The organism is Nocardioides sp. BP30 (genome assembly GCF_029873215.1).
In the GTDB taxonomy this organism is placed as follows: domain Bacteria; phylum Actinomycetota; class Actinomycetes; order Propionibacteriales; family Nocardioidaceae; genus Nocardioides.
In genome coordinates this window covers 1,078,053-1,095,052 of the sequence record NZ_CP123620.1, presented here as the reverse complement: position 1 = coordinate 1,095,052, position 17,000 = coordinate 1,078,053, and the positions used below count along the sequence as shown (strand labels likewise).

Here is a 17,000-nt window from a genome sequence, read left to right as displayed (position 1 = left end):
AGGCCCTAGGACGACCCGAGCGCGACAGGGGCAGTCTTACGACAGCCCCGGCCGCGCTCGCGTTGGATCTGTACCTCTCAGAGAACCGTGACGGTTCCGCCGGCGGCCTCGATCTTCTCCTTGGCGGAGCCCGAGAACGCGTCGGCGCTGACCTCGACCTTGACGGTCAGCTCGCCCTGGCCGAGGACCTTCACCGGCTGGCCCTTGCGGACGGCGCCCTTGGTGACGAGGCTCTCGGGGGTGACGGCGCCACCCTCGGGGAACAGCTCGCTGATCTTGTCGAGGTTGACCACCTGGAACTCCACCTTGAAGGGGTTCTTGAAGCCCTTCAGCTTGGGGAGCCGCATGTGGATCGGCATCTGGCCACCCTCGAAGGCGACCGGAACCTGGTAACGAGCCTTCGTACCCTTGGTACCGCGGCCCGCGGTCTTGCCCTTGGAGCCCTCACCGCGACCCACACGGTTCTTGGCGGTCTTGGCGCCCGGCGCGGGACGCAAGTGGTGCAGCTTGAGCGTCATGTCAGTCGACCTCCTCGACCGTCACGAGGTGACGGACGGTGTTGACCATGCCACGGATCTCGGGGCGGTCCTCCTTGACGACCACGTCGTTGATCCGCTTGAGACCGAGCGTGCGCAGGGTCTCGCGCTGGTTCTTCTTCAGGCCCACGAGGCCCTTGTGCTGGGTGACCTTGAGCTGAGCCATCAGGCCGACACCTCCGCAGCGGCGGGAGCGACCTCGGCGCGTGCCTTGAGCAGCGCGGCCGGGGCGACCTCCTCGACCGGGAGACCACGACGGGCCGCGACAGCCTCGGGCTGCTCGAGCTGCTGGAGGGCAGCCACCGTCGCGTGCACGATGTTGATCTGGTTGGACGAGCCGAGCGACTTGCTCAGCACGTCGTGGATGCCCGCGCACTCCAGGACGGCGCGCACCGGACCGCCGGCGATCACACCGGTACCGGGAGCGGCCGGACGCAGAAGGACCACACCAGCGGCCTTCTCACCCTGCACGGGGTGCGGGATCGTGCCCTGGATGCGAGGGACGCGGAAGAAGTGCTTCTTCGCCTCCTCGACACCCTTGGCGATCGCCGCGGGAACTTCCTTCGCCTTGCCGTAGCCGACGCCGACCAGACCCTCACCGTCACCGACGATCACGAGGGCGGTGAAGCTGAAGCGACGACCACCCTTCACGACCTTGGCGACACGGTTGATCGCAACGACGCGCTCGATGTAGGCGGTCTTCTCAGCACCCTGGTTGCGACGATCGTCGCGACCACGGCGCTCGCCACCACGCTGTCCGCGCTGGGCTCCGCTCATGAGACTTTCCTCTACTCTCTCTGTCTTGCGATCAGAAGGACAGGCCGGCCTCGCGCGCCGCGTCAGCGAGCGCCGCGATGCGACCGGTGTACTTGTTGCCGGCACGGTCGAAGACGACAGCCTCGACGCCCGCGGCCTTGGCACGCGACGCGACCAGCTCGCCGACCTGCTTGGCCTTGGCGGTCTTGTCGCCCGCGGTCGCCCGCAGGTCCGCCTCCATGGTGGAGGCGTACGCGATGGTCTTGCCCAGCTGGTCGTCGACGAGCTGCACGCTGAGGTGCTTGGCCGACTTGGTGACCACCAGGCGCGGACGCTCGGCGGTACCGGCGACCCGCTTGCGGCCGCGGACCTGGCGCTTGAGGCGCGCCTTGACCTTGGCGGCGGTGTGCTTGTTGTTCGACAGCGAGATGGCCATCACTTACCAGCCTTTCCGACCTTGCGGCGGACGTTCTCGCCGGCGTAACGGACGCCCTTGCCCTTGTACGGCTCGGGCTTGCGCAGCTTGCGGATGTTGGCGGCGACCTCGCCGACCTGCTGCTTGTCGATGCCGGAGACACCGAACCGGGTGGCGCTCTCGACCGTGAAGCTGATGCCCTCGGGCGCCTTGAAGTTGATCGGGTGCGAGTAACCCAGCTGGAACTCCAGCTCGGTCGGGCCCTTCGACAGGACGCGGTAACCGACGCCCACGATCTCGAGCTTCTTCTCGTAGCCCTCGGTCACACCGACGACCATGTTGTTGACCAGCGTGCGGGTCAGGCCGTGGAGGGCCTTGCTCTTGCGCTCGTCGTCGGGGCGCTTGACGTCCAGGACGCCCTCGCCCTTCTCGATGGTGATCGGCTCGGCGACCGTGTGGGTCAGGGTGCCCTTGGGGCCCTTGACGGTCACGACAGCCCCATCGATCTGGACGTCGACGCCGGTCGGGACCGCGACGGGGAGCTTGCCAATGCGCGACATGCTTCTTCTCTCCTATCTCGGTCTCAGGTCACCAGACGTAGGCGAGGACTTCCCCACCCACGCCCTTCTGGTTCGCCTGGCGGTCGGTCAGCAGACCCTGGCTCGTCGAGATGATCGCGACGCCCAGGCCGCCCAGCACCTTCGGCAGGCCGGTGTGCTTGGCGTAGACGCGCAGACCGGGCTTGCTGATGCGGCGGACGCCGGCGATCGAGCGCTCACGGTTGCGGCCGTACTTCAGGGTGATCGTCAGCGTCTTGCCGACCTCGCCCTCGGTGGGCTCGACCACGTCGTAGGACGTGATGTAGCCCTCCTGCTTGAGGATGTCAGCAACGCCCTGCTTGAGCTTGCTGTACGGCATGGACACCGCGTCGTGGTACGCCTGGTTGGCGTTGCGCAGACGAGTCAGCATGTCTGCGATCGGGTCAGTCATCGTCATGGCCGAATTGGCCCTTTCTCGTTGTGGTTTCCGCCCGCTTGCGCGGAGCGGACCTTCAGCGTCAGTTGGAGGTGGTGAACCGGGTCACCAGGAGGACTTGGTCACGCCGGGGAGCTCGCCGCGGTGGGCCATCTCGCGCAGGCAGATACGGCACAGGCCGAACTTGCGGAACACAGCCTTCGGGCGGCCGCAGCGCTGGCAGCGGGTGTAGCCGCGGACAGCGAACTTCGGCTTGCGCGCGGCCTTGACCTTGAGCGCGGTCTTCGCCATGTCAGTTCTCCTTGAACGGGAAGCCGAGCGCCTTGAGGAGCGCGCGACCCTGGTCGTCGTTGGTGGCCGTCGTCACGAGGGTGATGTCCATGCCTCGCGTGCGGTCGATCCGGTCCTGGTCGATCTCGTGGAACATGACCTGCTCGGTCAGACCGAAGGTGTAGTTGCCACGGCCGTCGAACTGGTTGCCGTTGAGGCCGCGGAAGTCGCGGATGCGCGGCAGGGCCAGCGAGAGCAGGCGGTCCAGGAACTCCCACATGCGGTCGCCACGCAGCGTGACGTGCGCGCCGATCGGCATGCCCTCACGCAGCTTGAACTGGGCGATCGACTTCTTGGCCCGGTTCACCAGCGGCTTCTGGCCGGTGATGGCGGTCAGGTCCTTGACCGCACCCTCGATCAGCTTGGAGTCGCGGGCGGCCTCGCCCACACCCATGTTGACCACGATCTTGGTCAGGCCGGGGACCTGCATGACGTTCGCGATGTCGAACTGCTCGCGCAGGGCGGGAGCGATCTCCTCGCGGTACTTGGTCTTGAGGCGCGGGGTCGTCGGAGCCGACGAAGCCGGACGCTCGGTGGTGGTCTCGGTCATCTCAGATCTCCTTCCCGGTCTTGCGGGAGATGCGGACGCTGCGCTCGCCGGCGTAGGTCGAGCCGTCGGGGCGGCGCTTGGTCACGGTCTCGCGCTTGAAGCCCACGCGGACCGGCTTGCCGTCCTCGAGCAGCATCACGTTGGACACGTGGATCGGGGCCTCGGTGGTCACGATGCCGCCGGTGGTACCGGCGCGGCCGCCCTGGTCCTGGACCTTGGTGTGCTTCTTGATGCGGTTGACGCCCTCGACGATGACGCGCTCGTCCTCGATGAGCACGGCGATGACCTTGCCCTCGGCGCCCTTGTCCTTGCCGGCGATCACCTTGACGGTGTCGCCCTTCTTGATGTTCAGGCCCTTACCCATCACAGCACCTCCGGAGCGAGCGAGATGATCTTCATGAACTTCTTCTCGCGCAGCTCACGGCCCACCGGACCGAAGATGCGGGTGCCTCGCGGCTCGCCGTCGTTCTTGAGGATGACGGCGGCGTTCTCGTCGAAGCGGATGTAGGAGCCGTCGGGACGACGGCGCTCCTTGACGGTGCGCACGATGACGGCCTTGACGACGTCGCCCTTCTTGACGTTGCCGCCCGGGATCGCGTCCTTGACGGTGGCGACGATGACGTCACCGATGCCGGCGTAGCGACGGCCAGAGCCACCGAGCACACGGATGCAGAGGATCTCCTTCGCACCCGTGTTGTCGGCGACCTTGAGTCGCGACTCCTGCTGGATCATTACTTCTCCTTGTCGAGCTGGTTCTCATCCGCGTCGCGGCAGATGAGCCTTGCCGAACCGATATGGCCCCAGAAAGTGGGATTCGTGGCGGGCGACAGGCCCAGCCACCAATGGTCGCTGGGCCTGCCCCCCAGGGTCAATTTGGCGCTGTACGGCGACATCGAGCGCGTCGCCGTACAGCGTCGATCACTTGGCCTTCTCGAGGATCTCGACGACGCGCCAGCGCTTCGACTTCGACAGCGGCCGGGTCTCCATGACCAGGACGCGGTCGCCGATGCCGGCCTCGTTGTTCTCGTCGTGCGCCTTCAGCTTGGAACTGCGCCGCATGACCTTGCCGTAGAGCGCGTGCTTCACGCGGTCCTCGACCTCGACCACGACGGTCTTGTCCATCTTGTCGCTGACGACCAGACCCTCGCGGACCTTCCGGTCGTTGCGCTTGACTGCAGTCTGCTCGCTCATGCGGCACCATCCTCGTTGCTAGCACCCGGCGCCGTGCGGATCCCAAGCTCGCGCTCGCGAACGACGGTGTAGATCCGGGCGATGTCCTTCTTGACCGTACGGAGACGGCCGTGGCTCTCCAGCTGGCCGGTCGCGGCCTGGAACCGGAGGTTGAACAGCTCCTCCTTGGCCTCGCGGAGCTTGGCCTCCAGGTCGACGGCGTTGAGCTCGTCGAGCTCGTGAGCCTTCAGGTCGTTCGCCATCAGAACTCACCTGCCTCTCGCGTGATGAAACGGCACTTCATGGGGAGCTTGTGGATCGCGCGGCGCATCGCCTCGCGGGCCACGTCCTCCGGAACACCGGAGAGCTCGAACATGACGCGACCGGGCTTGACGTTGGCGACCCACCACTCCGGGGAGCCCTTACCCGAACCCATGCGGGTCTCGGCGGGCTTCTTGGTCAGCGGGCGGTCCGGGTAGATGTTGATCCAGACCTTGCCGCCACGCTTGATGTGACGGGTCATGGCGATACGAGCCGACTCGATCTGTCGGTTGGTCACGTAGTGACCCTCGAGCGCCTGGATCCCGAACTCGCCGAAGGCGAGCGAGGTGCCGCCCTTGGCCGCACCGGTCCGCTTCGGGTGGTGCTGCTTGCGGTGCTTGACGCGACGGGGCATCAGCATGACTCTCAGCCCTCCTGGCTCTGCTGCTCGGCGGGAGTGGCGGCCGCGGCGGTCTCGCCACCGGCCGGGGCCTCGGTCACCGCGGGTGCCTCGGCGGCGCGCTCGCCACGAGCCGGGCGCGAGCCACGGTTCGGACGGTCACCGCCGCGGCTCGGCCGGCCGCTGCGACCGGGGACACCGGCGCGGGCAGCCTGCTGAGCCTGGCGCTCGGCACGGGTGCCGGCGACCTCGCCCTTGTAGATCCAGACCTTCACGCCGATGCGGCCGAAGGTCGTGCGGGCCTCGTAGAAGCCGTAGTCGATGTCGGCACGCAGCGTGTGCAGCGGAACGCGGCCCTCGCGGTAGAACTCGGTGCGCGACATCTCGGCGCCGTTGAGGCGGCCCGAGCACTGGATCCGGATGCCCTTGGCACCCGAGCGCATCGTGGTCTGCATGGCCTTGCGCATCGCGCGGCGGAACTGCACGCGACCGGAGAGCTGCTCGGCGACACCCTGGGCGACCAGCTGCGCGTCGACCTCGGGGTTCTTCACCTCGAGGATGTTCAGCTGGACCTGCTTGCCGGTGAGCTTCTCGAGCTCGCCGCGGATGCGGTCGGCCTCGGCGCCGCGGCGACCGATCACGATGCCCGGACGCGCGGTGTGGATGTCCACCCGGACGCGGTCGCGGGTGCGCTCGATCTCGACCTTGGCGATGCCGGCGCGCTCCATGCCCTTGCTGAGCAGCTTGCGGATGGCGACGTCCTCGCCGACGTACGACTTGTAGAGCTTGTCGGCGTACCAGCGGGACTTGTGGTCCGTGGAGATGCCGAGGCGGAAGCCGTTCGGGTTGATCTTCTGGCCCATGACTTACTTGCCACCCTTCTTGGCCTTGACCACATCGGCCGGCTGAACGGCCAGGGTGATGTGGCTGGTGCGCTTGTTGATCCGCGTCGCACGACCCTGGGCACGGGGGCGCCAGCGCTTCATGGTCGGACCCTCGTCCACCTGGGCGACGGAGACGACCAGGGCACCGCGGTCGAGACCCTCAGTGGTCTCGGCGTTGGCGACGGCGCTCTCCAGCACCTTGTAGACGGTCTCCGAGGCGGCCTGCGGTGCGAAGGCGAGCAGCGAGAGCGCCTCGTCCACGGGCAGACCGCGGACCAGGTCGACGACACGGCGGGCCTTCAGGGGCGTGATCCGCTGGTAGCGGGCACTCGCGAAGGCGCCCGGCTGGTCGCCGAGGAGCGACTCGCGACGCGCGCTGACGCGCTGACGGTCGGTGCTGGTCATCGACGACGTCCCTTCCGGTCTTCCTTGACGTGACCCTTGTACGTGCGGGTCGGGGCGAACTCGCCCAGCTTGTGACCGACCATGGAGTCGGTGACGAAGACCGGGACGTGCTTGCGACCGTCGTGCACGGCGATGGTGTGACCGATCATGTCCGGCACGATCATCGAGCGGCGCGACCAGGTCTTGATGACGTTGTGGGTGCCCTTCTCGTTCTCGGCGTCCACCTTCTTCTGAAGGTGGTCGTCGATGAAGGGGCCCTTCTTCAGGCTGCGAGGCATGTCGGTTACTTCCTACCCTTGCCGCTCTTGCGGCGGCGGATGATCTGCGAGTCGGAGGCCTTGCGCTTGCGCGTGCGGCCCTCGGGCTTGCCCCACGGGGTCACAGGGTTACGACCACCGGAGGTCTTGCCCTCACCACCACCGTGCGGGTGATCGACCGGGTTCATCACGACACCACGGACGGTCGGGCGGACGCCCTTCCAGCGCATGCGGCCGGCCTTGCCCCAGTTGATGTTCGACTGCTCGGCGTTGCCGACCTCGCCGACCGTGGCACGGCAGCGGATGTCGACGAACCGCATCTCACCCGAGGGCAGACGCAGCGTCGCGCGGGTGCCCTCACGGGCGACCAGCTGAGCCGAGTTGCCGGCCGAGCGAGCCATCTTGGCACCGCCGCCGGGGCGGAGCTCGATGTTGTGGATCGTCGTACCGACCGGGATGTTGCGCAGCGGCAGGTTGTTGCCGATCTTGATGTCGGCGTTGACGCCCGACTCCACGATCTGACCCTGCTCGATGCCCTTCGGCGCGATGATGTAGCGCTTCTCGCCGTCCACGTAGTGCAGCAGCGCGATGCGAGCGGTGCGGTTGGGGTCGTACTCGATGTGAGCGACCTTGGCCGGGACCCCGTCCTTGTCGTAGCGACGGAAGTCGATGATGCGGTACGCACGCTTGTGACCGCCACCGATGTGCCGGGTGGTGATCCGGCCCTGGTTGTTGCGGCCACCCGTCTTGGGCAGCGGGCGGGTCAGCGACTTCTCGGGGGTCGTCCGGGTGATCTCGACGAAGTCGGCCACCGAGGAGCCACGACGGCCCGGGGTGGTCGGCTTGTACTTGCGGATAGCCATGTCAGTCAGTCCTTGTCTTCAGCCCGGTCAGGAGACCGGACCCCCGAAGATGTCGATGCGGTCGCCCTCGGCCAGGCTCACGATCGCGCGCTTGGTGTCCTTGCGCTTGCCGAGACCGACGCGCGTACGGCGCGTCTTGCCCTTGCGGTTGATCGTGTTGACCGAGGTCACCTTGACGTTGAACACCTTCTCGACCGCGATCTTGATCTCGGTCTTGTTGGCGTCCGGGCGGACGATGAAGGTGTACTTGTTGGCGTCGAGGAGGCCGTAGCTCTTCTCGGACACCACCGGCGCCAACAGGATGTCGCGCGGGTCGTAGTGCAGCGTGCTCATGCTCAGGCCTCCTCGGCAGCGGTCTCGTCAGCCGCGGCAGCCTTGGCCGGAGCCTTCTTGGCGGCCGTCTTCTTCGCAGCGGTCTTCTTCGCCGGGGCGAGCGTCACCTCAGCGCCGGTGAAGGCGGAGTAGGCGGCGGTGGAGAAGACCACGTCGTCGGCGGCCAGCACGTCGTAGGTGTTCAGCTGGTCGGCGGCGACGATGTGCACCTCGGGCAGGTTGCGCAGCGAGAGCCACGCGGCCGACTCGGCGCGGTCCAGGACGACGAGGAACTTGGTGCGCTCGGTCAGGCCGGCGAGACCGGCGGCGGCCGCCTTGGTCGACGGCTTCTCGAGGGCGAACTCCACGACGTGGACGCGGCCGCTCTGGGCGCGGTCCGAGAGGGCACCGCGGAGCGCGGCGGCCTTCATCTTCTTGGGGGTGCGCTGGCTGTAGTCGCGCGGCTGCGGGCCGTGCACGACGCCACCGCCGCGGTGCTCGGGCGCACGGACCGAACCCTGGCGGCTGCGGCCGGTGCCCTTCTGCTTGAACGGCTTGACGCCCGAACCGGAGACCTCGCCCCGGTTCTTCGTCTTGTGGGTGCCCTGGCGAGCAGCGGCCTGCTGGGCGATGACGACCTGGTGGATCAGCGGAACGTTGACGGCAACGTCGAAGATCTCGGCGGGCAGGTCGACCTTGACAGTGTTCAGAGCCATGATCAGGCCTCCTTGCCAGACGTCGGGTTCAGCTTCGCGGCCGAGCGCAGGACGACGAGGCCACCCTTGGGGCCGGGAACGGCGCCCTTGACCAGGATCAGGCCCTTCTCGGCGTCGACGGCGTGCACGGTCAGGTTCTGGGTGGTGACGGTGTCGGTACCCATCTGGCCGGCCATGCGGACGCCCTTGAACACGCGACCCGGGGTGGCGCACGCGCCGATCGAACCCGGCTTGCGGTGGTTGCGGTGGGCACCGTGCGAGGCGGAGACGCCGGCGAAGCCGTGACGCTTCATCGTGCCGGCGAAGCCCTTGCCCTTGCTGGTGCCGGTGACGTCGATCTCCTGGCCCGCGGCGAACGTCTCGACCGGGAGCTCCTGGCCCACGGTGTACGACGAGGCGTCGGCGGTGCGGATCTCGACGACGTGGCGCCGCGGGGTGGTGCCGGCCTTGGCGAACTGCCCGGCCTGCGGCTTGTTCACCTTGCGGCCCTCGATCTCGCCGAACCCGACCTGGACGGCGTTGTAGCCGTCGGTCTCGGGGGTGCGGATCTGGGTGACCACGTTGGTGCCCGCGGCGATGACGGTGACAGGGACGACGCGGTTGTTCTCGTCCCAGAGCTGGGTCATGCCGAGCTTGGTGCCCAGCAGGCCCTTCACGTTGCGTTCGATCGTCATGTCGTCTGCCCTCAGAGCTTGATCTCGATGTCGACGCCGGCCGGCAGGTCAAGCCGCATCAGCGAGTCGACGGTCTTCGGGGTGGGGTCGATGATGTCGATGAGGCGCTTGTGGGTGCGCATCTCGAAGTGCTCGCGGGAGTCCTTGTACTTGTGGGGCGAGCGGATGACGCAGTACACGTTCTTCTCGGTCGGCAGCGGCACCGGGCCGGCGACCTTGGCACCCGTGCGGGTGACGGTGTCCACGATCTTGCGCGCCGAGGTGTCGATCACCTCGTGGTCATAGGCCTTGAGCCTGATGCGGATCTTCTGTCCCGCCATCTGTCTCTCTCGTCCTTCTCGTCTGCGTTGCCGCGTGCGTACTCAGGACGTCCTCGGGGTTGAGTCGGTCCAGCCCAGCTACTCGCCGCCCCGCAGACCTTCGACCCCCGCGGTCGGGCGTGTCGCACTGAGTGCCAGCACTCTGCGACACTGGCCCTCGACCAGGATCTCCACTCTGCGGTTGTTTCGGCAGCTCCCGACGGTTCGTCGGGTGCGAATCGGGCCTCCCGGTGCGGCGCGGACACAACTGACCACCGACCGACACCCCGGGCCTCGTGGAGGCCCTGACGGGGAGACGCGATTCAGTAATCAAGATGTGCCGCACCCCGGCAGCCCGCCGGAGCAACTAGAGAATCTTGGCAGACGACGGCGCTGAGACCAAATTCGGCGCAACAGCTTGGTCTCGGGCACTTGTGGGAGCGCTCCCAATCTGATGTGATGCGCGTTACGCAGCCGTGACGGCCACGCACTTTCGGAGCCTTGATCCGCAAGAGCCTGAACGGATTGCATCTTCGATGTACGGAGCGGACGCCCGGTCGGCCAACCGACCGCTGCTCTCCAGATGAGAGGAAGTAAGCAGATGCGTGCAGGCAAGACGCGTCGTAGTGCGGCGGTTGCTGCCGTCGTGGCGAGCGCCGCGCTCGTCCTCGCCGGTTGTGCCAGCTCGAACGACGACAGCTCCAAGGTGTCCGGTACCTGGCCGGGGGCGAAGCTGTCGGAGTGCTCCGGCCTCAGTCAGCTCTCGCAGTACGGCGACCTGACCGGCAAGACGATCGAGGCCTACACCTCGATCACCGCGCCGGAGGGTGACGCCCAGGTCCGCTCCTACGCGCTGTTCGAGAAGTGCACCGGCGCCAAGATCAAGTACAACGCGAACAAGGACTTCGAGAAGAACGTGCTCGTACGCGCCCAGGGCAACGACCTGCCCGACGTCGCGTACGTGCCGCAGCCGGGGCTGCTCAAGCAGCTCGTCGACACCGGCACGGTGGTCAAGCCGCCGAAGGACGTCGAGACGAACGTCGACAAGTTCTGGAGCACCGACTGGAAGAACTACGGCACCGTCGACGGCACGTTCTACGCCGCCCCGCTCGGCGCCAACGTGAAGTCCTTCGTGTGGTACTCCCCCTCGACGTTCGCCAAGAACGGGTGGAAGGTGCCCACCACCTGGGACGACCTCATGAAGCTGACCGACCAGATCCAGAAGTCCGGCACGACCCCCTGGTGCGCCGGCTTCGAGTCGGGCGACGCGTCCGGCTGGCCGGGCACCGACTGGCTGGAGGAGCTCATGCTCCGCACGGCCGGTCCCGACGTGTACGACCAGTGGGTCGCGCACAAGATCCCGTTCAACGACCCCCAGGTCGCCAAGGCGCTCGACATGGTCGGCACCATCTTGAAGAACCCGAAGTACGTCAACGGCGGCATCGGTGACGTCAAGTCGATCGCCGGTACGGCGTTCGGGGACGCGGGGCTGCCGATCCTGAAGAACAAGTGCGCCATGATGCAGATGGCCGGCTTCTACGCGGCCAACTGGCCGAAGGGCACCAAGGTCGGCCCCGACGGCGACGTGTATGCGTTCTACGAGCCGACCCTCGACCCCTCCAAGGGCTCGCCGGTCGAGGGTGGCGGCGAGTTCGTCGTGGCCTTCAACCACAACCCCGCGACCGAGGCGTTCCAGACCTACCTGTCGACCGACGTGTGGGCGAACGAGAAGGCCAAGGCCACGCCGGACGGCGGCTGGGTCAGCGCCAACAAGGGCCTCGACGTCAACAACCTGACCAGCCCGATCGACCAGCTCTCCGCGAAGACGCTGGCCGATCCCAAGGCGGTGTTCCGCTTCGACGCCTCCGACGCCATGCCGGGCGCTGTCGGGTCGGGGACCTTCTGGAAGGAGATGATCAACTGGATCTCCGGCCAGTCGACCAAGGACACCCTCGACAACATCGAGGCGTCCTGGCCCTCCTCCTGAGAGCGCTCGCGCGTCGCTGATCATCCGCGCACAGGCCGGGTCGTGCGGTTCCGCCGTACGACCCGGCCTCCCGCCTTCTTCCTCCTCACCACACCAGGAGTGCCATGTCCACCGGCGAGAAGCTCCTCCAGATGGTCATCGCCATCGTGCTCTTCTTCGCAGTCGTCTCCGTGATCCTGCTGCTGACCCAGCGGCTTCGGTCGCGCCGAGGCGAGCTCGTGCAGTCGGCAGCCTTCCTGCTGCCGGCCGTCCTCCTCATCGCCGTCGGGCTGCTCTACCCGGCGATCAACACCATCATCTGGTCCTTCCGGGACAACCTCGGCAGGAGATGGGTGGGACTGGACAACTACCACCAGATCTTCGGTAGCAACGCCGAGCTCAAGGTGCTCGGCACGACGGCGCTGTGGGTGGTCGTCACCCCGGTGGCGGCGACGGCGATCGGGCTCGTCTACGCCGTGCTCATCGACCGCGCCGCCTTCGAGCGGTTCGCCAAGGCGCTGATCTTCCTGCCCATGGCGATCTCGCTGGTGGGTGCCTCGATCATCTGGAAGTTCGTCTACGCGCCGCAGATCGGCCTGCTCAACGCCCTCTTCGGCGCGCTCGGGCTCGGGGGCGACCACTCCTGGTACCAGGACCTCAGCCACTCCCCGTGGAACAGCCTCTATCTCATCGCCATCATGGTGTGGGTGCAGACCGGCTTCGCCATGACGGTCCTCTCCGCCTCGATCAAGGCGATCCCCACCGACATCGTCGAGGCGGCGCGGCTGGACGGCGTGGGCGGCTGGAAGATGTTCCGCTACATCACGGTGCCGAGCATCAGGCCGACCATCATCGTGGTGCTGACCGCCATCACGATCACCACGCTGAAGGCCTTCGACATCGTGCAGAGCATCGGGGCGGGCGGCGCGTGGCACACCAACGTGCTGGCCTACGACTTCTACATCCGACAGTCCCAGGGACAGAACGGCACCGCGTCGGTGCTCGCCGTCCTGATCTTCATCCTGGTCAGCCCGGTCGTGATCTACAACGTCCGACAGATGCGAAAGGCGGAAGCACGATGACGACCGTGATCCCCGAAGGAGCGATGGCCGAGGCGCCCGTCATCTCCACCCCCACGGCCGCCAAGCAGGCGCTGACCTCCCCCTGGGCCTCGCTGGCAGCGGTCGTGCTCGCCGTGGTGTGGACGGTGCCGACCGCCGGGTTGCTGATCTCCTCGTTCCGCCCCGAGACCGACGTGAAGACGACCGGGTGGTGGCATGTCTTCACCAGCCCCCACTTCACCCTCGACAACTATCGCCAGGTGCTCTCCTCGGGTTCGCAGACCGACCTCACCGGCAACCTGGTCAACACCATCGTCATCACGCTGCCGGCCGTGATCATCCCGATCTTCCTGGCCACGATGGCTGCCTACGCCTTCGCCTGGATGAGGTTCCCGGCCAAGAACTTCCTGTTCGTGATGGTCTTCGCGCTCCAGATCGTGCCGATCCAGGTCTGCCTGATCCCGCTGCTGAAGCTCTACAACAAGCCGCCGTTCAACCTGATGCCGATCCACGGCGGGCAGAACCCGCCGGCGGGCGGGTTGTATTCGGTCTGGCTCTCACACACGATCTTCGCGCTGCCGCTGGCGATCTTCCTGCTGCACAACTTCATGCGGGAGATCCCGGGCGAGCTGGTGGAGTCGGCCCGGGTCGACGGGGCCGGGCACGTGCAGATCTTCGCCCGCATCATGCTCCCGCTGATGATGCCGGCGATCGCCGCCTTCGCGGTGCTGCAGTTCCTCTGGGTCTGGAACGACCTGCTGGTGGCGATCATCTTCGGCCAGTCCACGCCACCGTTGACCAAGGCGCTCACCGACCTCACCGGCACCCGCGGGCAGGACTGGCCCCTCCTGACCGCCGGTGCGTTCGTCTCGATGGTGATCCCGCTGATCGTCTTCCTCGCCATGCAGCGCTTCTTCGTCCGCGGCCTGCTCGCGGGCAGCGTCAAGGGCTGAGCAGCGACGACCAGGGCCCGGCACCTCGATCGAGGTGCCGGGCCCTGTCGCTGTGCGCGGGACGGCAGGCAACGGAGGTCAGCCGCGCAAGCGCTCCTGGAGCCAGCGGTAGGACGCCTTCGGCGTGCGCTGCTGGTTCTGCGGATCCACATGGACGATGCCGAAGTACTTCGTGTAGCCCTCGGCCCACTCGAAGTTGTCCAGCAGCGTCCACACGATGTAGCCGCGCACGTCCGCGCCGGCCTCACGGGCCCGCTCGGTCGCGGCGATGTGGGTCTCGAGGTAGGACCGCCGGTCCTCGTCCTGCACGATCCGGCCGACTCCTGGCACCTCGACCACGAGCGCGTCGTCGTACGCCGCGCCGTTCTCGGTGACCATCAAGGGCAGGCCGGTGCGCTTGTGGGTGTCCAGGAGCAGCTCCTCCAGCCCGTAGGCGTCGACCTCCCAGCCGATGTCGGTGCGCGGCTCGCGCACCACGAACGTCACCGGCTCGACCCCCGGATAGGCATCGGTCTCCGGGTGCCGCGTCTCCCCTGCCGGCGTCGGTTGCGCGGGGCCGGGACGGACCGGGGTGTAGTAGTTGACGCCCATCCAGTCGGCCGAGCCGCGGATCAAGTCGAGGTCGCCGGGCCGGACGAGGTCGGCCTCGGCGAGGACCGGAGCGACGCGCAGGAGGCCGGCGTCATACGCGCCGTCGACGAGGGGGCCGAGCCAGACCCGGTTGCGGATGGCATCGATGCCGTCGGCGGCCGCCGGGTCGACCTCCGCCTCGGGCCATACCGGGGCGAGGTTGAGCACGATGCCCACGTCCTGGCAGCCGGCCGCGTGCAGGCGCTCGGCGGCCAGCCCGTGACCCAGCAGGAGGTGGTGGGCCGCCCGGTGGGCGTCGCCACCCTCCCGACGGCCGGGTGCGTGGATGCCGGCGGCGTAGCCGAGGTAGGCGGCGCACCAGGGCTCGTTGTGGGTCGCCCAGACCTTGACCCGGTCACCGAGATGCTCGTGCACGACCATCGCGTAGTCGGCGAAGGCGTAGGCGGTGTCGCGGACCAGCCAGCCGCCCCTGTCCTCCAGGATCTGCGGCAGGTCCCAGTGGTAGAACGTCCCGGTCGGGGTGACGCCCCGCTCCAGCAGCGCGTCGACGAGCCGGTCGTAGTACGCCAGACCTCGAGGCTCCACCGCCCCGTCACCGGTGGGGATGACGCGCGGCCACGCCACCGAGAAGCGGTAGAGATCCGCGCCCAGCTCGGCGACGAGATCCACATCCTCGCGGTAGCGGTGGTAGGAGTCGCAGGCGAGCGAGCCGTCCTTGCCGTCCTTCGTCGCCCCGGGCACCTGGGTGAAGGTGTCCCAGATCGACGGGCCGCGCCCGTCCTCGGCGATGGCGCCCTCGATCTGGTAGGACGCGCTCGCGGCGCCGAACGACAGCGCCGGACCGGCGGGCAGGTGGAGGGTCATGCCGCCATGCTAGCGGGAAAATGGGAGCGCTCCCATATCCGCTGTCGACGAATCCTGACCCGCTTCCGGCCGGCTCAGACGCGCACGTAGGCCAGGTCGGCGATGCGGCGGTCCTTGGCCGCGCCCTTGCGCTCGAACTTCGTCTGCGGTCGCTCCGACCAGCGGGGAACGACGCCCCCGGACAGGGCCGGTTCCGCATCGAGCACCTCGACCATCTGATCGGCGTAGTCCGCCCAGTCGGTCGCGAGCCTCCAGACACCGCCCGGGGCCAGCCGCGAGGCGACCAGGCGGGCGAACGACGGGCTCACCAGCCGGCGCTTGTGGTGTCGCGCCTTGTGCCACGGATCCGGGAAGAAGGTCCACAGCTCGCTCAGCTGCCCCGGCGCCAGCGTGTGCTCGAGGACCCAGACCGCATCGACGCTGCACATCCGGACGTTGTCGATCCCGGCCTTCTCCAGACGCCGCAGGGTGTCGGCGACACCCGGCTTCCACACCTCGATCCCGATGACGTTGTGCTCGGGGCGGGCCACCGTCGCCAGGGCCTCCCCCACGCCGGAGCCGATCTCGACCAGGATCGCTGCGTCCCGACCGAAGCGCTCCGACCAGCTGAACCCGTCGGCGGCGACGTCCTCCTCGGGGACGACCCACTCCCGCGCACGGGCGTCCCAGGCCTGCTGCTGTGCCGGCGTGAGACGACCGCCCCGCCGGGTGTAGCTGACCACCTCACGCACGGGGCGCCCGTCGTCGGTGAGGCGGACTCCGGGGCGGGCAGGGTCGACGGCACCAGGCATGGAGCCATTGTCCAGGATGTGGCCGGGACCGCGTGCCTGGGTAGCCTGGCGCGATGTTCTCGGAACGACTCACCCGCCCCGCGGCGGCCGCGGCCGGGCTGCTGGCCCTGCCGCTGCTCGCCGCTCCCGCCTCCGCGGCGCCGGTCCCCGGGCCCGTGCACGCCGGCAACACGTTCGGCTGGTACCCGGTCGCCAAGCGCTACGAGTTCGTCGGCCCCCTCGGGCCGCAGTGGCGGACCCGGGGCGACGTGCGCACGCAGAACGGCATGCTCACGCTGCTCGGCGGCCGCAGTGGCGACGTCACCGCCACCCTGGATGGAGCAGGTCACGCTCGAGGGCGCTGGGAGATCCGCTGGCGCGGGCGGCAGTACGGCACCGCACACACCGCCTACCGGCTGCAGACCTCGCTGGTGCCCGTCGCTCGCAGCGGGCGGCACTGCGGCGCCCAGGACCTCACGTTCGAGGACCAGAAGGCGGGTCAGAACAAGGCCGGTCTCGCCATCAACGCGCTCCCGAACCTGGCGTTCACCACGACGGTGCGACCGCGGGGGCAGTCCTTCACCGGCGACCACTGGCACACCTTCGCCGTCGAAGTCACGGGCAAGCGGATCTCATGGTTCGTCGACGCCCACGTCGTGGCCACCGAGACCCGCCCCGCGGCGCTGTCGGGTGCACCGATGACCGTGCGGTTCCGGCTGCAGGCCACCCAGGGAGAGCGGATGGACCCGGCCCGCATGCAGATGGACTGGCTGCGCTACTGGACGCTGCGCAAGCCCGACACCAAGTCGACCGCCGCGCCACGACCGCACAAGACCACGTACGCCGACGCCTGCTGAGGACCGACCCAGCGACGAAGAACCCCCGAGCCGTCCGGCTCGGGGGTTCTTCGTCGCTGCGGTGCGTAGGAGGGGAAGGACCGATCGCCCGCACTCCCCCACGCATGCCAAGAGGCGCCGAAGCCGTAGCTTCGG

27 protein-coding genes are annotated in these 17,000 nt (G+C 68.0%); 4 read left to right on the top strand and 23 right to left on the bottom strand.

The window, feature by feature from the left end; all coding sequences use genetic code 11:
- Positions 1–77: 77 nt before the first annotated feature.
- From rplO to rpsJ, 21 genes are all read right to left on the bottom strand, one after another.
- Complete coding sequence (gene rplO, locus P5P86_RS05145; RefSeq protein WP_280610220.1) at positions 78–518, bottom strand: 50S ribosomal protein L15; 441 nt, start codon at positions 516–518, stop codon at positions 78–80.
- A gap of 1 nt (position 519) precedes the next feature.
- Entirely contained in the window at positions 520–702 is a 183-nt protein-coding gene (rpmD, locus tag P5P86_RS05140) for a 50S ribosomal protein L30 (protein WP_280610219.1), read from the bottom strand.
- A complete protein-coding gene (gene rpsE, locus P5P86_RS05135; RefSeq protein WP_280610218.1) occupies positions 702–1,313 on the bottom strand; it encodes a 30S ribosomal protein S5 in 612 nt (203 codons plus the stop codon). The genes rpmD and rpsE overlap by 1 nt, the downstream gene beginning before the upstream one ends.
- Positions 1,314–1,344: 31 nt before the next feature.
- Positions 1,345–1,728, bottom strand: coding sequence for a 50S ribosomal protein L18 (gene rplR / locus P5P86_RS05130; RefSeq protein WP_280610217.1), 384 nt, complete (start codon positions 1,726–1,728; stop codon positions 1,345–1,347).
- Positions 1,728–2,267: a 50S ribosomal protein L6 gene (gene rplF, locus P5P86_RS05125; protein ID WP_280610216.1), complete on the bottom strand. Its 540-nt coding sequence runs from the start codon at positions 2,265–2,267 to the stop codon at positions 1,728–1,730. The genes rplR and rplF overlap by 1 nt, the downstream gene beginning before the upstream one ends.
- Positions 2,268–2,295: 28 nt before the next feature.
- On the bottom strand, positions 2,296–2,703 hold the full coding sequence (gene rpsH, locus P5P86_RS05120) for a 30S ribosomal protein S8 (protein ID WP_280610215.1): 408 nt from the start codon (positions 2,701–2,703) through the stop codon (positions 2,296–2,298).
- 84 nt (positions 2,704–2,787) lie between these two features.
- A complete protein-coding gene (locus P5P86_RS05115) occupies positions 2,788–2,973 on the bottom strand; it encodes a type Z 30S ribosomal protein S14 (protein WP_017932844.1) in 186 nt (61 codons plus the stop codon).
- Between the two features lies 1 nt (position 2,974).
- A complete protein-coding gene (gene rplE, locus P5P86_RS05110) occupies positions 2,975–3,562 on the bottom strand; it encodes a 50S ribosomal protein L5 (RefSeq protein WP_280610214.1) in 588 nt (195 codons plus the stop codon).
- 1 nt (position 3,563) lies between these two features.
- On the bottom strand, positions 3,564–3,926 hold the full coding sequence (rplX, locus tag P5P86_RS05105) for a 50S ribosomal protein L24 (RefSeq protein WP_280610213.1): 363 nt from the start codon (positions 3,924–3,926) through the stop codon (positions 3,564–3,566).
- On the bottom strand, positions 3,926–4,294 hold the full coding sequence (rplN, locus tag P5P86_RS05100; protein ID WP_017932847.1) for a 50S ribosomal protein L14: 369 nt from the start codon (positions 4,292–4,294) through the stop codon (positions 3,926–3,928). The genes rplX and rplN overlap by 1 nt, the downstream gene beginning before the upstream one ends.
- Before the next feature lie 186 nt (positions 4,295–4,480).
- Positions 4,481–4,753, bottom strand: coding sequence for a 30S ribosomal protein S17 (gene rpsQ, locus P5P86_RS05095; RefSeq protein WP_280610212.1), 273 nt, complete (start codon positions 4,751–4,753; stop codon positions 4,481–4,483).
- A complete protein-coding gene (rpmC, locus tag P5P86_RS05090) occupies positions 4,750–4,995 on the bottom strand; it encodes a 50S ribosomal protein L29 (protein ID WP_017932849.1) in 246 nt (81 codons plus the stop codon). The genes rpsQ and rpmC overlap by 4 nt, the downstream gene beginning before the upstream one ends.
- On the bottom strand, positions 4,995–5,414 hold the full coding sequence (rplP, locus tag P5P86_RS05085) for a 50S ribosomal protein L16 (protein WP_017932850.1): 420 nt from the start codon (positions 5,412–5,414) through the stop codon (positions 4,995–4,997). Before rplP ends, rpmC begins: the two co-directional genes overlap by 1 nt.
- 5 nt (positions 5,415–5,419) lie before the next feature.
- The gene (gene rpsC, locus P5P86_RS05080) at positions 5,420–6,256 is read right to left on the bottom strand and encodes a 30S ribosomal protein S3 (RefSeq protein WP_280610211.1); all 837 of its coding nucleotides are present in this window, start codon (positions 6,254–6,256) and stop codon (positions 5,420–5,422) included.
- A gap of 3 nt (positions 6,257–6,259) precedes the next feature.
- The gene (rplV, locus tag P5P86_RS05075; protein WP_280610210.1) at positions 6,260–6,682 is read right to left on the bottom strand and encodes a 50S ribosomal protein L22; all 423 of its coding nucleotides are present in this window, start codon (positions 6,680–6,682) and stop codon (positions 6,260–6,262) included.
- Positions 6,679–6,960 (bottom strand): 30S ribosomal protein S19, encoded by a 282-nt coding sequence (gene rpsS / locus P5P86_RS05070; RefSeq protein ID WP_017932853.1) that lies wholly within the window; start codon positions 6,958–6,960, stop codon positions 6,679–6,681. The genes rplV and rpsS overlap by 4 nt, the downstream gene beginning before the upstream one ends.
- Before the next feature lie 5 nt (positions 6,961–6,965).
- Entirely contained in the window at positions 6,966–7,802 is an 837-nt protein-coding gene (rplB, locus tag P5P86_RS05065) for a 50S ribosomal protein L2 (protein WP_280610209.1), read from the bottom strand.
- A 27-nt stretch (positions 7,803–7,829) separates the two neighbouring features.
- A complete protein-coding gene (gene rplW / locus P5P86_RS05060) occupies positions 7,830–8,135 on the bottom strand; it encodes a 50S ribosomal protein L23 (RefSeq protein WP_017932855.1) in 306 nt (101 codons plus the stop codon).
- A 2-nt stretch (positions 8,136–8,137) separates the two neighbouring features.
- Entirely contained in the window at positions 8,138–8,830 is a 693-nt protein-coding gene (gene rplD, locus P5P86_RS05055) for a 50S ribosomal protein L4 (protein WP_280610208.1), read from the bottom strand.
- Between the two features lie 2 nt (positions 8,831–8,832).
- Positions 8,833–9,504, bottom strand: coding sequence for a 50S ribosomal protein L3 (gene rplC / locus P5P86_RS05050; protein WP_280610206.1), 672 nt, complete (start codon positions 9,502–9,504; stop codon positions 8,833–8,835).
- An 11-nt stretch (positions 9,505–9,515) separates the two neighbouring features.
- Positions 9,516–9,824, bottom strand: a complete 309-nt coding sequence (gene rpsJ / locus P5P86_RS05045) for a 30S ribosomal protein S10 (RefSeq protein ID WP_008360994.1) — start codon at positions 9,822–9,824, stop codon at positions 9,516–9,518.
- Positions 9,825–10,404: 580 nt separating this feature from the next.
- Here rpsJ and P5P86_RS05040 point away from each other — a divergent pair.
- The 3 genes from P5P86_RS05040 (at position 10,405) to P5P86_RS05030 (ending at position 13,783) form a co-directional block, all read left to right on the top strand.
- Positions 10,405–11,790 (top strand): ABC transporter substrate-binding protein, encoded by a 1,386-nt coding sequence (locus tag P5P86_RS05040; protein ID WP_280610205.1) that lies wholly within the window; start codon positions 10,405–10,407, stop codon positions 11,788–11,790.
- A gap of 104 nt (positions 11,791–11,894) precedes the next feature.
- On the top strand, positions 11,895–12,851 hold the full coding sequence (locus P5P86_RS05035; protein ID WP_280610204.1) for a carbohydrate ABC transporter permease: 957 nt from the start codon (positions 11,895–11,897) through the stop codon (positions 12,849–12,851).
- Positions 12,848–13,783 carry a carbohydrate ABC transporter permease gene (locus P5P86_RS05030; protein WP_280610203.1) on the top strand — a complete coding sequence of 312 codons (936 nt, stop codon included), beginning with the start codon at positions 12,848–12,850 and terminating at the stop codon, positions 13,781–13,783. Before P5P86_RS05035 ends, P5P86_RS05030 begins: the two co-directional genes overlap by 4 nt.
- Positions 13,784–13,861: 78 nt before the next feature.
- Here P5P86_RS05030 and P5P86_RS05025 read toward each other — a convergent pair whose 3' ends face one another.
- Both P5P86_RS05025 and trmB read right to left on the bottom strand, forming a co-directional pair.
- Positions 13,862–15,238: a GH1 family beta-glucosidase gene (locus P5P86_RS05025; protein ID WP_280610202.1), complete on the bottom strand. Its 1,377-nt coding sequence runs from the start codon at positions 15,236–15,238 to the stop codon at positions 13,862–13,864.
- Between the two features lie 74 nt (positions 15,239–15,312).
- Positions 15,313–16,029 (bottom strand): tRNA (guanosine(46)-N7)-methyltransferase TrmB, encoded by a 717-nt coding sequence (gene trmB, locus P5P86_RS05020; protein WP_280610201.1) that lies wholly within the window; start codon positions 16,027–16,029, stop codon positions 15,313–15,315.
- A gap of 53 nt (positions 16,030–16,082) precedes the next feature.
- Here trmB and P5P86_RS05015 point away from each other — a divergent pair, with 53 nt between their 5' ends.
- Positions 16,083–16,865 (top strand): family 16 glycosylhydrolase, encoded by a 783-nt coding sequence (locus P5P86_RS05015; RefSeq protein ID WP_280610200.1) that lies wholly within the window; start codon positions 16,083–16,085, stop codon positions 16,863–16,865.
- Positions 16,866–17,000: the final 135 nt, after the last annotated feature.

What these genes read in the sequence shown, in the direction of transcription:
- rplO (WP_280610220.1), bottom strand. Translation starts at nt 518, where the DNA reads ATGACGCTCAAGCTGCACCACTTGCGTCCCGCGCCGGGCGCCAAGACC.
- rpmD (WP_280610219.1), bottom strand. Translation starts at nt 702, where the DNA reads ATGGCTCAGCTCAAGGTCACCCAGCACAAGGGCCTCGTGGGCCTGAAG.
- rpsE (WP_280610218.1), bottom strand. Translation starts at nt 1,313, where the DNA reads ATGAGCGGAGCCCAGCGCGGACAGCGTGGTGGCGAGCGCCGTGGTCGC.
- rplR (WP_280610217.1), bottom strand. Translation starts at nt 1,728, where the DNA reads ATGGCCATCTCGCTGTCGAACAACAAGCACACCGCCGCCAAGGTCAAG.
- rplF (WP_280610216.1), bottom strand. Translation starts at nt 2,267, where the DNA reads ATGTCGCGCATTGGCAAGCTCCCCGTCGCGGTCCCGACCGGCGTCGAC.
- rpsH (WP_280610215.1), bottom strand. Translation starts at nt 2,703, where the DNA reads ATGACGATGACTGACCCGATCGCAGACATGCTGACTCGTCTGCGCAAC.
- P5P86_RS05115 (WP_017932844.1), bottom strand. Translation starts at nt 2,973, where the DNA reads ATGGCGAAGACCGCGCTCAAGGTCAAGGCCGCGCGCAAGCCGAAGTTC.
- rplE (WP_280610214.1), bottom strand. Translation starts at nt 3,562, where the DNA reads ATGACCGAGACCACCACCGAGCGTCCGGCTTCGTCGGCTCCGACGACC.
- rplX (WP_280610213.1), bottom strand. Translation starts at nt 3,926, where the DNA reads ATGGGTAAGGGCCTGAACATCAAGAAGGGCGACACCGTCAAGGTGATC.
- rplN (WP_017932847.1), bottom strand. Translation starts at nt 4,294, where the DNA reads ATGATCCAGCAGGAGTCGCGACTCAAGGTCGCCGACAACACGGGTGCG.
- rpsQ (WP_280610212.1), bottom strand. Translation starts at nt 4,753, where the DNA reads ATGAGCGAGCAGACTGCAGTCAAGCGCAACGACCGGAAGGTCCGCGAG.
- rpmC (WP_017932849.1), bottom strand. Translation starts at nt 4,995, where the DNA reads ATGGCGAACGACCTGAAGGCTCACGAGCTCGACGAGCTCAACGCCGTC.
- rplP (WP_017932850.1), bottom strand. Translation starts at nt 5,414, where the DNA reads ATGCTGATGCCCCGTCGCGTCAAGCACCGCAAGCAGCACCACCCGAAG.
- rpsC (WP_280610211.1), bottom strand. Translation starts at nt 6,256, where the DNA reads ATGGGCCAGAAGATCAACCCGAACGGCTTCCGCCTCGGCATCTCCACG.
- rplV (WP_280610210.1), bottom strand. Translation starts at nt 6,682, where the DNA reads ATGACCAGCACCGACCGTCAGCGCGTCAGCGCGCGTCGCGAGTCGCTC.
- rpsS (WP_017932853.1), bottom strand. Translation starts at nt 6,960, where the DNA reads ATGCCTCGCAGCCTGAAGAAGGGCCCCTTCATCGACGACCACCTTCAG.
- rplB (WP_280610209.1), bottom strand. Translation starts at nt 7,802, where the DNA reads ATGGCTATCCGCAAGTACAAGCCGACCACCCCGGGCCGTCGTGGCTCC.
- rplW (WP_017932855.1), bottom strand. Translation starts at nt 8,135, where the DNA reads ATGAGCACGCTGCACTACGACCCGCGCGACATCCTGTTGGCGCCGGTG.
- rplD (WP_280610208.1), bottom strand. Translation starts at nt 8,830, where the DNA reads ATGGCTCTGAACACTGTCAAGGTCGACCTGCCCGCCGAGATCTTCGAC.
- rplC (WP_280610206.1), bottom strand. Translation starts at nt 9,504, where the DNA reads ATGACGATCGAACGCAACGTGAAGGGCCTGCTGGGCACCAAGCTCGGC.
- rpsJ (WP_008360994.1), bottom strand. Translation starts at nt 9,824, where the DNA reads ATGGCGGGACAGAAGATCCGCATCAGGCTCAAGGCCTATGACCACGAG.
- P5P86_RS05040 (WP_280610205.1), top strand. Translation starts at nt 10,405, where the DNA reads ATGCGTGCAGGCAAGACGCGTCGTAGTGCGGCGGTTGCTGCCGTCGTG.
- P5P86_RS05035 (WP_280610204.1), top strand. Translation starts at nt 11,895, where the DNA reads ATGTCCACCGGCGAGAAGCTCCTCCAGATGGTCATCGCCATCGTGCTC.
- P5P86_RS05030 (WP_280610203.1), top strand. Translation starts at nt 12,848, where the DNA reads ATGACGACCGTGATCCCCGAAGGAGCGATGGCCGAGGCGCCCGTCATC.
- P5P86_RS05025 (WP_280610202.1), bottom strand. Translation starts at nt 15,238, where the DNA reads ATGACCCTCCACCTGCCCGCCGGTCCGGCGCTGTCGTTCGGCGCCGCG.
- trmB (WP_280610201.1), bottom strand. Translation starts at nt 16,029, where the DNA reads ATGCCTGGTGCCGTCGACCCTGCCCGCCCCGGAGTCCGCCTCACCGAC.
- P5P86_RS05015 (WP_280610200.1), top strand. Translation starts at nt 16,083, where the DNA reads ATGTTCTCGGAACGACTCACCCGCCCCGCGGCGGCCGCGGCCGGGCTG.